Source organism: Citrobacter sp. Colony219, from assembly GCF_019382635.1.
GTDB classification, from domain to species: domain Bacteria; phylum Pseudomonadota; class Gammaproteobacteria; order Enterobacterales; family Enterobacteriaceae; genus Citrobacter; species Citrobacter youngae.
Genome location: NZ_CP080033.1, coordinates 3,807,374 through 3,819,969, shown reverse-complemented (window position 1 = coordinate 3,819,969; position 12,596 = coordinate 3,807,374). Strand labels below are relative to the sequence as shown.

Genomic DNA, 12,596 nt, shown 5'->3' with positions numbered 1-12,596 from the left:
ATGAAAATAATAGAACTGTGCGCGTTTTTGCTATTCAGTATCCTGTTGGTCGGATGCACAACGTCCAGGCCACCATTAATGGACGATCCTGCTGCGGTGGCAGAGGATTACCGAATTGGGGCGGGGGATACTGTCAATATCGTTGTTTACGGGGAACCCGAAATGACGATGAAATTTATCGTGGATAAGAGTGGAACAATAAACTTCCCTTATATCGGCGTGCTGGGTTTAAAAGATAAAACACCAGAACAGGTGAATATTGAATTAACTCAACGCTTGCGCAATGGGTACATGGTTAATCCCATGGTGACCGTGAGTCTTGCCGAGTTCCGCAAATTCTACGTGTCAGGGGAAGTAAAAAGCCCGAATGGATTCGCCTGGGAGCCGGGACTTACCGTAGAGAAAGCTATTGCTCAGGCGGGGGGATTTACTGACCGTGCAGATCGCAAAGATATCAACATTCGTCTCTCCGGTAGTAATCAGCTACTTGAGAATGTTGATTTAACGCACTCTGTTCGTCCTGGGGATGTCGTGATTATTGGCATGGGGTTCTTCTAACGATGAAACTATCTATAGTGGAAAACGGCAAGCAACGAGAAAACTCCGTCGATTTCTCCCGCTTTGCCAAAGAACTGAAAAAGAATGCCTGGAAAATCGCGCTGGCCGGCATTATTGCCGGGGTAGTGGCGTATCCCTTGATCAGCATGATGTCATCAAAATATGTCTCGACGGCGACGGTGCTGATTAAGGCACAAGCTGATAACGTTTCGCCGTTTCCACAGGTGGATGGTTTTGATTCAACGCGTAGTGGATATTACGAAACGCAATATGCGCTGATGCAGTCACGCATTATCCTCGAGCAGGCGGTCCGCGATCTGAAGCTGGATGAAAACCCGGATTTTACCGGGGTGAAGCCTGGCTCTGGTAGTGAAGATCAGCAACTGAGGGTTGATCAGGCGCTGAAAACATTGTCGAAAGATCTGAAGGTCATCGGTATCCGTACCACTAATCTGGCCTCTATTTCTTATGAATCTTCATCGCCTCAACTTTCAGCTGAGATAGCCAATGGCGTCGCTCAGGCCTTTATCAACTACACGGTAGAACAAAAGCGTCTGAAAGCAGAGCAGGCTCGCAATCTCAACTTTGAAAAAATGGAAGAGATTCAGAAATCGATAGCGAAACAAAAAGAGGAAATGGATAGCTACCTGAAAAACTCTGGGCTGCTGACCTTCCGTGGTATTGATGGTTTTGAAACAGAGCAGTTAAGCATTGTGACCAACCGTCTTGCCGATGCGACCCAACGCCGTGTCGCCGCGGAGTCTGTTTATAATGAAGTAAATAGCCGAGGGAAATCTTCAGGCGATATCATTTCGCTGCCATCAGTTTCTGATCATGCGCAAATTCAGGATTTACGCATTGCGCTGATTCAGGCGCAGCGCACGTTGTCGGAACTGCGCAAAGTGTATGGGCCTAAAAGTGCCAATATTTTAAAAGCAGAAGCCGATGTGCAATCAATCCAAAATCAAACGGGTCGGGTACTGGGTGAGTTAAAACTTGGCTTACGTCAGCAGTATTTGGCTGCGCTGGCCGATGAAAAGAATTACCAGCAGCAGGTTGCTGAGCAAAAAGAGATCTTCCAGAAGATGGCATCAAAACGGGATGCCTGGAACAGCCAAAAATTGGCGTTAGATAAAATGGAAGATCTGTATAAGACGCTTTATCAGCGGACTCAGGAATTGTCGCTGTCCGGGGTTAATGCGGATGCGGTGCTGTATGATCCAGCCGTTCCCCCGTTAAAGCCGTCTAAGCCGAATAAATCGTTGCTGCTCGTGATGGTGGTGATGTTGGTTGTGGTATTCAGCATCATGTATTTCATCGTCAAAGCGGCAATGGATAATTCAATTAGTACCCTGAGCCGTCTGAAGAAACGTCTCAATGTCGAGCCATTGGGCGAAATTCGTCGGTTTACCGGCACTTCGGGACGCGCGCAGGTTCGGGATATGATACTGAAGAACCCGCTGAATGCCGATATCATCCACGGTATTCGCACCCGAATTATGCTGGATAATCGATCGCTGCAGACGGTCGCTATTACTTCGGCGGAGCAGGGTGAAGGGCGCTCCCTGTTGGCGAATCTGTTGGCCAGTTCATTCAGCTTCGATCAGAAAACGTTGCTTATTGATGCTGATTTCTTCAATACCAACGGCCTGTCTTCTGAACTGGCATCAGCGACTTCTGCTGGTGTGGCGGAGCTGTTGCAGGGAGAGGCTCCGCTAGAAAAAGTACGGGTTAAGATCACTGAAAATCTTGATTTCATTCCCCACGGTAAGACGACCATTTCCTCTTTACTGATGCTGTCGTCAGAGCGCGTTGAACCCGTGATGCGCGAACTGAAGTCGCAGTATCAACGCATTATTATTGACGTTGCAGCGGTGAATCAAAGTCAGGATATCCAACTGATCAAACGAGCCGTTGATGGGGTTATCTTCATCGTGAAAGCCGGGACCGGTTCTGCGGAGAATATCGCCAGCGCACTGGATAAGATTGAGGATAATCAGGGCGTGGTGATTGGCGCAGTGTTGAATGCGGTCGAAGAAAAAAACCTTGAAACGCAGGAAGGGTTGCGCTCATTGAACTTCAATACTGACCAACTGATGACTACGCCAGGTCGTGTATGAGTTTACTGAAGAGCGCTTCTACGATAGCCAGTTCATCAGTCGTTTCGCAGCTGATTGGTGCGCTGTCTATCTGGTTGATCTCACATAAGTACGATATGGCAGAGGTTGGGCTGTATGCGCTCAACTACAGTATCGCGGTGGTGGGGGCTCAGGTGTGTACCTTTGCCTCCCAGTTGTTGATTCCCAAACAGCAGGATGACGAGCTGGCGCAAAATGTGGTGTTCTGTTTGCTGCAAAGCGCGCTCATTGCGTTACCGTATGCCGTCCTGACCGCGTGGTTGTTTCACCAGAACATACTGTTTCTCTATTTGCTGACGCTTTCAACGGCGTGGGCGTTAATATCGGAAAACTTATCGCTGCGGACAGCCAACTTTTATTTTCTAATCTTTCAGCGTATTTCTGTCTCCGTGGTGGTGGTGCTCTCGGTACTGCTCACGCACCAGGTACAGACATTTTACTGGTCGTGGGCCTGCGCCATGATTTTGCTGACCACTAGCTGTATTTTTCATTCGTTTGATATTCGTTCGGTGACGTCGCAGCATTTGCGCCCGGCAAGTAATTTACGATTTTTTAAACAGAATATTCATCATATCACTAAAGTTGGTAGTGCTGAGGTGCTGGCAATGGCGAGCAGTAACTTGCCTATTATGCTGATTAACTTCTGGTTTTCGGCGCTGACGGCGGGGTATTTTTCCGTTGTAAGCCGGTTCTGTCTGGCACCGGTAGTGATTATCGGCAACGCGGTACGCAATACCATTTTTTCTAAATGGTCCATCGACTTTAGAAATAACACCTTCAATTATCAGGAGTATACGAAGGTGCGTATGCTGCTGCTAGTGCTGGGGGTTGTCTGTACCTTAGGCGTCTTTATTTTCTATCCCATTGTGATGCGCCTGGGTTTTAGCGAAGACTGGATTAACTCCATTGAGACGTCGCGCTACATGCTGCCCTATTTGTTCCCGGCGCTGGCGATAAGTCCTTTAACGGTGATTGAGCTTATTTTTGGCTCGCACCGCTATTTTCTGCGTATCCAACTTGAACAGTTGGCGATTGTGCTACTGGCGTTTGTGGTCGTTCCCTATTTTTACCATGATTATGCGGCGTCAGTAATATTGTTCTCTTCACTGACATTTATTCGCTATGCGTTCATTTACCTGAAAATGAACAAGCGGGCCAATCTCCTGAAAAACAAGCCGGTGACGCCATGACACTGAATACCGGAAATTATTTACAGGTCTACACCTTTATAACGCTGATCCTGTGTGGTCTGGTGCAGTATTTCACCGGCATGCAGTCTGTGTTGTGGATCCCGTTTTTCCTGACATTGCTGATGGTGGGATTACTGGTGATGCAGACGCGAGATGGGGCGCTGCGTCTGGATGCACAGGAAACCATTATCCTTGCGCTGTATTTTTCCTTTCTGGTGCTGGCGGGAACATCGACCCTGATTCAGGGCGGGGTCACCGTGGCAATTGTGGCCTTCAAAAACGAAATCGCGTTATCACTGGTGATGGTTTGTTTGCTGTTAGGTTTTTGCCGTGAATCGCAGATATATCGGGCGACGCGCTATCTGTACTGGGTGTTCTATGCGCAAATCCCGGTGATGATTTATCAGGTTTTGCTGGTTGTTCCTCAGCGTGTGGCCGTACGCGGGGAAGATGAAAAATGGGACTCCGTGGTCGGAACATTCGGCGGAGACCCAATGGGTGGCGGCAATACGGCGGCGATGGGGTTATTTTGCCTGTTAATTATGTTGCTGAAACTCTCTGAATATAAGCATGGGCTTACGACGTTTAAATCCGCAGCGCTGCATATCATCCTTGGAATAGGGTTATGCATCATTGGCGAGGTCAAGTTTGTCATCCTGCTGTCACCGATATTTCTTGCATGGGTGTGGATATCGCCGAGCTATGTTAAAGATGTCAGTAAGGTAAACCTGAAGACGTTATTTATCATTGTGGCAGGAATGCTGGTGCTCATCGGCCTGTCGATTATGATACTGGCCTGGTACTACTCTTCCGCTTTTGGCAGCGATCCGACAAAAGGCTCATTAAGCATTTTTATTGATTCATTGAGCTATATCTTTGATCCGAACTACATCATGTCGACCGGAGAGTTGGGGCGTTTCACAACGTTTCTGTTCTGGTTAAAAAATAACGATCTATGGGGACTGTCGGGCACATTATTTGGCTATGGGCTTAATGCCACAAACAGTGGTAGTACGGTCTCCCCTGGGTTTTTGAACATTATCTATAACCTGATTTTAGACTCGACTGCGCTGAGTATGCTGCTGTGGGAAGTTGGCATTATTGGCACGCTGCTGTTTATTGGCTTGTTTATTTATATTCTGAAAGTATGTCAGCCAAAACCAGTATTGATGCTTGAACAGCTGGATAAACAGGATCTGCAGTTACTGAGCTTTGCGCCCGCGTTTAACGCTTTCGCTATCAGTTGTTTAATCAGCTTACCTTACAGCCAGATATTGATGATTACGCCGATGTTACAGTTCCTGTTCTATTTATCGCTGGGGGCGAGCTTAGTGATTCGTCGAACCGTACTTCGCAGTGCAGGGGGATGGTATGGACAATAAGCCATTTATTTCAGTGAGTATTAAGACGCTCAACGAATCTAAAGGTATTGAGAAAACGATCGACAGCATTCGACGTCAGTTGGTCGGGTATCCGCATAAAATTATTGTGGCTGACAGTCTGTCGACAGATAACACCCAGCAGTTGGCAGCCAATAAAGGCGTTACGGTAGTGTCGCTCACCGATCCAGGCGATCGCTGTTGTGGGGTGGGCCATCAGTTGGGCTATCTGTACAGCGAAGGGGAATATTTATTGCTGATGGATGGAGATATGGAGCTGGAAGATGGCTTCATTGACCAGGCTGTTGCCTTTTTGCAGGCGGAACCGGACTATGCCGGGGTGGCCGGTACCGTCGAAATGGATGATGCCGTTAACTATGAGTTTAAGTCTCGTAAGCAGCGGATCAATAAAATCTATCCTCTTGGCGATAGCGATCATCTGGGAGGCGGTGGACTGTATCGTCGGTCGGCAATTGAAAAAATTGGTTATCTGACCAACCGTAATTTGCACGCTTATGAAGAAGCTGAGCTGGGTCTGCGTTTAATCGAAGCGGGTTATAAACTGCGGCGTTTGGATATTCCTTACTTCAGCCATACGTCACACACGCTGTCGACGTTTAAGATGCTGGCGCGCCGCTGGACCAGCGGTTATTACCAGGCTCCGGGTGAGCTTTTGCGTTGTAGTTGGGGGAAACCCTGGTTTTCCCAGTCATTCAACATCGTGAGGAATGAGGCGGTATTTGCGCTCTACCTTATTCTCTTATTTGTTGCGCTGCTCACCTTTAATATCAACGTGTTTGCCGTTGCGCTTCTACCCTTACTGGCATTTGCCTTGTTGAAGATTGTGCAAAACCGCTCGTTAACAGATGGGCTGCAAAGCGTTATTAATTTAATCGTACGTTCAGCGGGGTTGATCAAAGGTATTTTTTATCCGGTACGCGATCCGCTGACTCCGCCCAGCAATAAAATCATTCATGAATAACCGGGGCAGGCGCCATGAAAGTATTATTAGTTAACAAGTTTTTTTTCATCAAAGGCGGCGCGGAAACGGTTTATTTTCAAGAACGCGACATGCTGAAACAGGCTGGTGTGCAGGTCATTGATTTTTCCATGCAGCATGAGAAAAATTTCCCCTCTGATTATGCGGATTATTTCGTCAGCAATGTCGATTACCATAAAGAGAGTAATCTGTTGGGGGGCATCAAAACCGCGGTTAACTTTATTCATAACACCCAGGCCTGCAAAAAAATGCTGGCGCTTTTACAAAAAGAACGCCCTGATATCGTTCACTTTCATAATATTTACCATCAGTTGACGCCGGCGTTGATTAAAGTGGCGCGCAATTTTGGCTGTAAAACGGTGCTGACGGCGCACGACTATAAGATTGTCTGTCCTGCATACTCTATGTTACGCGACGGGAAGGTGTGTGATGCCTGTATCACCGGTACCGTTTTCAATGCCTTCCGCTATCGCTGTCAGGAAGGCTCTGCCTCTAAAAGTTTGCTGCTCTCGTTAGAAGCGACCTGGCAATACATTGCCCAAAATTATCAGGCTCTGGATGTCATTGTTTCACCGAGCGTCTTTCTACGCGGCGTGTTACTCCGCACGTTGCCGAAATCACGAATCGATGTGATCGTCAATGGTGTTGATGATAGCCAGCCCATCGATGAGGTCGTCGATGACGGTTATATACTGTACTTCGGCCGCCTGAGCCGTGAAAAGGGTGTGGCAACGTTGCTGGCCGCTCATCAGAAAATGCGTAACCCGGCTCCGCTGAAAATAGTGGGGCACGGTCCGTTGCATGACGAGTTAGTGGCGAAATACCCGGAAGCTGAGTTTTTAGGTTATGTACAACAAGGGGATGCCCTCAATCAGCTCATTAAGCATGCCCGTGTGGTGATCCTCCCCTCTGAATGTTATGAAAACTGCTCAATGGCGGTGCTGGAGGCGATGTCTTTCGCGAAACCGGTGATCGGGGCGCGCATTGGCGGGATCCCCGAACAAATACGTGACGGTATTGAAGGGGTTTTATTTGAGCCGGGTAATGCGCAGGAACTGGCGAAGGCGATGGATACTCTGGTTGATGACCCGGATAAAGCTCGTGTCATGGGCTTACGGGGGCGCGCACGCCTGAGTGAAAAATATGCGCTTAGCAAACATATGGATACCTTACAGGCGTTATATAAAGAACTTCTGGGCAGGCCATAGAATGAGTAAAAAAATAACGGTTTTTGGTACCCGCGGTATTCCGGATGTATTGGGCGGTGTGGAAACCCACTGCCAGAATCTTTATCCGGCGATTAAACAACAGTTTGACGTTGATATTTGTGTTATCGCCCGCTCGCCGTATGTTAGCTACAAACGATCTTCTTATAAGAAAGTTGAGACCTATGCGCTGTGGGCTCCCAAAAAACGGTCACTGGAAGCGATTGTGCATTCCGTTTTAGCGGCGTTTAGAACCTGTGTCGACCGTTCTGATATTGTGCATGTCCATGCGATAGGACCGGGTTTGGTGATCCCATTATTACGCGTGTTAGGTAAGAAGGTGGTTTTTACCCACCACGGACCTGATTACGATCGTCAAAAATGGGGATTCGTCGCCAAAAAAATATTGCTGCTGGGTGAACGCTGGGCGGTGAGATATGCCAATGAGGTGATAGTGATTTCTGAGGTTATTAACCAACTGATTCAGAAAAAACATGCTCGCTATGACGCGCATTTGATTTTCAACGGCGTCAATAAGCCCCGTCCGTTGTCAGATCAAACCCTTCATGCCACGCTTTCCCGCTTTGGACTCGAGGCGAAAAACTATTTCGTGGTGGTCGGACGGTTTGTGGAAGAAAAGGGGATGCATGATGCCATCTCTGCGTACAAACTAAGTGGTTTGCAACAGCCGCTAGTGCTCATTGGCGATGCAGATCACCCAACGGAATACAGTATTCGACTCAAGCAACTTGCCGCTGATACCCCTGGTGTGGTGATGACCGGATTTTTAAGGGGAGATGAACTTCAGGCGGTGTTTTCGCAGGCCAGGCTGTTCGTTATGCCTTCCTACCATGAAGGGCTACCGATTGCACTTCTGGAGGCGATGTCGTATTCCCTTCCGGCGGTGGTGAGCGACATTCCCGCAAATTTGGAAGTGCAGTTGCCGTCTGAGGCCTATTTTCGGGTCGGCTCATTGTCCAGCCTTGCTGAGAAATTAACCGCCTGGGCCAGCGCAAATAGCGTGGACTATCGTGTCTATTTGCAAAATTATGACTGGCAGGAAATTGCCAGAAAAACAGTCAATGTCTATCACTCAATTGATAAAGATATAGGTTAATTTTGACCAGTCCTCAGAATCGCCCCCCCGTCATCGAACGATTTTATGCGCAACTTGATGAGCATATATCGGAGGGACTGACTCCGGAACAAAAAGACGGGATCGAGAAAGCGATCGTCGCCAGCACTCTGGCATCAAGACATCGGATCGATCTTCGCAGAAGTTTTCCATTTTTCGGTAAACGCTTTTATCTGGTTTTTTTATTCGGCAGAGACTTACGTCAGCGGCATCGTCAGGAGTCGACCTTATCGACCATGTTGCTCACTTTTTTGCTGCTGCTAGGCACGCTGTTTGTCACCTGCTGCGTATTACTGACGCTATATATGATCAAATCCGCATTGGGTATTGATGTATTCCAACATTTTCACGTTGGTATCTGGGACTGGTGGTTAAGCCTGAAAGACCGCTAGTGTTATCAAACCTGTGGAGGGCGTCACTGCGATGAAGTGTAAATGGTTTTCTGCGCTGTTGTGTCTGTTCTGTCCGCTGACGGTATTGGCCGCATTAACGACCGTAACCCCCAAAGCATTGACGGGCCCACTGACAAACCCAGGTATCGGGGTCGCCAGTTTTCATCAAGGATATGGTGAAACGCTTGGACTGGCGGATTATCCCGACACCGGCTTTGAATATGAGCGCTTTTACTGGCGTGACCTTGAGCCTGTCGAAGGCCAGTACAATTTTGCACTGGTTGATGACGCTTTTAAGTATGCCGCGGCGCATCGACCGGCGATGAACGTCGGACTGCGGTTTATGGCGCTTGCTGAGCCGGAAACCGGTTCACAAATTCCTGACTGGTTGATTAACAAAGGCGTAAAGGGAACCTGGACGCCTGACAAAAAAACCTTTATCCCTGATTTAGACGATCCCCTATTTATTGAATATAGCCAGCGCCTGCTGAACGCGATGGGTAAACGCTATGATGGTAACGAGAACCTGGCTTTCGTGGATATCGGCATGGTGGGGTCGTGGGGAGAGTGGCATAACAGCAACTTCCCGATGCTGAAACCATTGCTGGAGCGCTATACCACGGCGCAGTTGGACCGCTATGTGACGATGCATTTTACGGCTTTCCCCAGTACGCCAAAAATCATGCTGATGAGTGGTGGGCAAAGTCTGGCGAATGCGGTCGCGCGCGGGGCAGGCTGGCGTGCGGACTGCCTGGGCGATCTCCGCGTGTTTTCTGCTTCCTGGAACCATATGGCGGATGATTATCCGCAACGGCTGCAGGCCGCACAGAAAAGCTATTCAGGATTTAATGATGCCTGGAAACATGCGCCAGTGAGCTTTGAGATCTGCTCGTACATGCAGGACTGGAAAAATACGTTTCACTATACGCGAGCGGAAGTGCAGGGGATTTTTGACTGGGCGGTGAAGCAACATACCAGTACGATTAACCTGAAATCAAGAACAGTGCCCCGTGAGTATCGTCCGATTGTCGACGAGGCACTGACAAAACTGGGCTATCGGTTTCGCTTAGCATCTCTGAGCCACGAGTCCGTCTGGGAAGGTGGACAAGAATTCACCCTGACAAGCACCTGGTATAATGAGGGTAACGCGCCGATTTACTTGCCCTACACGCTGGCATTTCGTCTGGTCGATGAGGCCAATAAGGTGGTGGCACAAGGGAATGCCCCGGAAGATATACGTCACTGGCTGCCCGGAAAGTACTCACTGAGTTACCCGATGCCGATGCCCGGGACGCTGCCGAAAGGGAAATATGCTATTGAGACGGCGATAGTGGATAAAACCGGTGCGGCAAGAATTCACTTTGCCAATGAAGGGAAGCAGAGCAACGGTTGGTATCGCGTCTCTGCGGTAACGGTGAAATAGCCTGCCATAGTAAGGAGCCTGGCAACCAGGCTCCTTATCGTTAAAAATTAAACGTGATAGCCATCTGGATTGTTTTTTTGCCAGTTCCAGGTGTCGCGTATCATTTCATCCAGGGTGTAGATGGCCTGCCATCCCAACTCTTTTCGTGCTAACGACGGGTCTGACCAACACTCGGCAATATCCCCGGGCCTTCTGGCCACAATCTTATAATTAATGCGGGTTTGCGCCGCTTTCTCGAAGGCTGCAATCAGGTTAAGTACGGAATACCCGATACCGGTACCGAGGTTGATGACTTTGTATGCCGCACCTTTTTCCTGGCAATCCAGTGCCGCTAAATGGCCAGTTGCCAGATCCATCACATGGATGTAATCACGCACACCGGTGCCGTCAGGGGTTGGATAGTCATTTCCATAGACCGACACGCTTTCCAGTTTGCCAATCGCCACCTGAGAAATATACGGTACCAGATTGTTGGGGATACCATTCGGATCTTCGCCAATCCTGCCCGATGGATGCGCGCCAACTGGGTTAAAGTAGCGTAGGCAGGTGATTCGGAAATCGGGCTGTGCGCGGGAAAAGTCTGCCAGAATTTGCTCGACCATGAATTTTGATGTGCCATACGGATTGGTGGTACCACCGGTTGGCGATTGTTCACTTAATGGAACGCTTTCCGGGTTGCCGTATACCGTGGCGGAAGAGCTGAAAATAAAGTGCTTCACCCCCGCAGCTAACATCTCACGCAGTAAAACCAGCGTGCCGGTGACATTATTGTCATAATAGGCAAGCGGCTCTTTTATTGATTCTGAAACTGATTTTAATCCAGCAAAATGAATGACATCGGTGATGTTATGGTTAGAGAAAATCGTTTTCAGAATATCGTTGTTCAGCACATCAGCAATATAAACAATGGGCGCTTTGCCGGTCAGTTCCGCAACCCGGTCCAGGGATGTTTGTGAGGAGTTGGAAAGGTTATCGATGACCACAACATCATCACCTCTTTCCAGAAGCGTCAGCACGGTATGTGAACCAATATAACCAGCACCACCAGTGACTAAAATTGCCATACAGTCTCCAGATATTTTTTTGCAAACAATCATTAATTCATTAATGCCACCGGCATAAATAAATGTTATTGGCGGCGTCGGTTAAGGTAATAATTCCGGTATTTCACCCTGCATTTATAAGATATTTTTTTAAGTATAGAAAACAGGCTGAATTTGCTTATCTTACTATCATACACGATATAGTTATCGGTGAAGTTCAGCGTGTGGACGCCCTCGCTTTGGTTGATGCTGGCATCGATCTGCGCAATCAAATGCTCATCAAAGCTGGATGCATTAATCGTGATTAACTCTTTGATATAAACCGACTTTCCGTACGTCTCTGGTGTGCATTCCTGGGTGAGGAAATAGAGTCTATTCTCAACGCAATGTGGTGCGCCAGCGCCTCGGGGGTGTTGATTCGACAGGTTAAGCGTTGGCACTATTTTTTGCCATGGCCCGGTTACATCACTGGCTGTATGGATAACTAACTCATCTTCCATCGTGGTGGATAAAAGATAAAGATTTTCATGCAACGAAACGACGACGTTATCGGTGAGCGCCTGATCAGGTACTAATACTTTTACCTGTTTCCAGCGCGTAGGGAAATCTATCGACTGGAATAAGATAACCTCTTTCCTTTCTGAAGACTCCGGGATCATGAAAAGCTGATCGTTGTTGTAAAATAAAAAAGGAAATGATAGATGGCATTTTAGGTTATCAAAACCGTCGAGTTTCACATCCTCAAGCTCAACCAGGTTAGCATCAAGGATACGGCAGCGCAGGATACCTTGCGAATTACGAAAGCTTAATGCTTCATAAAACACATAAACTTTATTGTCTTTTTCAATAATGAAAGGATCGGCCTGAAAGGTATATTTCTTTTTGAGCTGTTGGGCTCGGGTGCGGTTTAGAATGTCCAGCGTGTTAGTGGGAAAGGTATGCGAACCATTACTTTTCAGGATCATAATATCCCACGACTCATGAAAAAATAACATATTAATCAGTCTGTTATTTTTCGTTCGCATGCGTACCTGCTCCTTTTTATCGCTTAATCTATTGCGGGTTCCACGACAGCCACACCGATGGCTAGTGTAAAAGCTAGTCGCATGAGGGGTGTTTGTCTACTAACAGAA

At 48.0% G+C, this 12,596-nt stretch carries 11 protein-coding genes; 9 read left to right on the top strand and 2 right to left on the bottom strand.

Features of this window, described 5'->3' with window-relative positions; translation table 11 throughout:
- From JTI85_RS16980 to JTI85_RS16940, 9 genes are read left to right on the top strand one after another with little or no spacing between them, the layout of a single operon-like run.
- Positions 1-558: a polysaccharide biosynthesis/export family protein gene (locus JTI85_RS16980; RefSeq protein ID WP_048212978.1), complete on the top strand. Its 558-nt coding sequence runs from the start codon at positions 1-3 to the stop codon at positions 556-558.
- 2 nt (positions 559-560) lie between these two features.
- A complete protein-coding gene (locus JTI85_RS16975) occupies positions 561-2,678 on the top strand; it encodes a polysaccharide biosynthesis tyrosine autokinase (protein WP_219351789.1) in 2,118 nt (705 codons plus the stop codon).
- Positions 2,675-3,886, top strand: a complete 1,212-nt coding sequence (locus tag JTI85_RS16970; RefSeq protein ID WP_048212976.1) for a lipopolysaccharide biosynthesis protein — start codon at positions 2,675-2,677, stop codon at positions 3,884-3,886. Before JTI85_RS16975 ends, JTI85_RS16970 begins: the two co-directional genes overlap by 4 nt.
- The gene (locus JTI85_RS16965) at positions 3,883-5,268 is read left to right on the top strand and encodes a hypothetical protein (protein ID WP_061068415.1); all 1,386 of its coding nucleotides are present in this window, start codon (positions 3,883-3,885) and stop codon (positions 5,266-5,268) included. The genes JTI85_RS16970 and JTI85_RS16965 overlap by 4 nt, the downstream gene beginning before the upstream one ends.
- Entirely contained in the window at positions 5,258-6,247 is a 990-nt protein-coding gene (locus JTI85_RS16960) for a glycosyltransferase family 2 protein (protein WP_048212974.1), read from the top strand. Before JTI85_RS16965 ends, JTI85_RS16960 begins: the two co-directional genes overlap by 11 nt.
- A 14-nt stretch (positions 6,248-6,261) precedes the next feature.
- The gene (locus JTI85_RS16955; RefSeq protein WP_048212973.1) at positions 6,262-7,473 is read left to right on the top strand and encodes a glycosyltransferase family 4 protein; all 1,212 of its coding nucleotides are present in this window, start codon (positions 6,262-6,264) and stop codon (positions 7,471-7,473) included.
- A 1-nt stretch (position 7,474) separates the two neighbouring features.
- Positions 7,475-8,587, top strand: coding sequence for a glycosyltransferase family 4 protein (locus tag JTI85_RS16950; protein WP_048212972.1), 1,113 nt, complete (start codon positions 7,475-7,477; stop codon positions 8,585-8,587).
- 2 nt (positions 8,588-8,589) lie between these two features.
- The gene (locus JTI85_RS16945) at positions 8,590-8,997 is read left to right on the top strand and encodes a hypothetical protein (RefSeq protein WP_219351788.1); all 408 of its coding nucleotides are present in this window, start codon (positions 8,590-8,592) and stop codon (positions 8,995-8,997) included.
- 31 nt (positions 8,998-9,028) lie between these two features.
- Positions 9,029-10,420: a DUF4832 domain-containing protein gene (locus JTI85_RS16940; RefSeq protein WP_115601614.1), complete on the top strand. Its 1,392-nt coding sequence runs from the start codon at positions 9,029-9,031 to the stop codon at positions 10,418-10,420.
- A gap of 47 nt (positions 10,421-10,467) precedes the next feature.
- Here the strand turns inward: JTI85_RS16940 and galE are convergent, their stop codons facing one another.
- Positions 10,468-11,484 (bottom strand): UDP-glucose 4-epimerase GalE, encoded by a 1,017-nt coding sequence (galE, locus tag JTI85_RS16935; RefSeq protein ID WP_061068412.1) that lies wholly within the window; start codon positions 11,482-11,484, stop codon positions 10,468-10,470.
- Between the two features lie 65 nt (positions 11,485-11,549).
- Positions 11,550-12,488 carry a hypothetical protein gene (locus JTI85_RS16930; protein ID WP_219351786.1) on the bottom strand — a complete coding sequence of 313 codons (939 nt, stop codon included), beginning with the start codon at positions 12,486-12,488 and terminating at the stop codon, positions 11,550-11,552.
- Positions 12,489-12,596 lie beyond the last annotated feature (108 nt).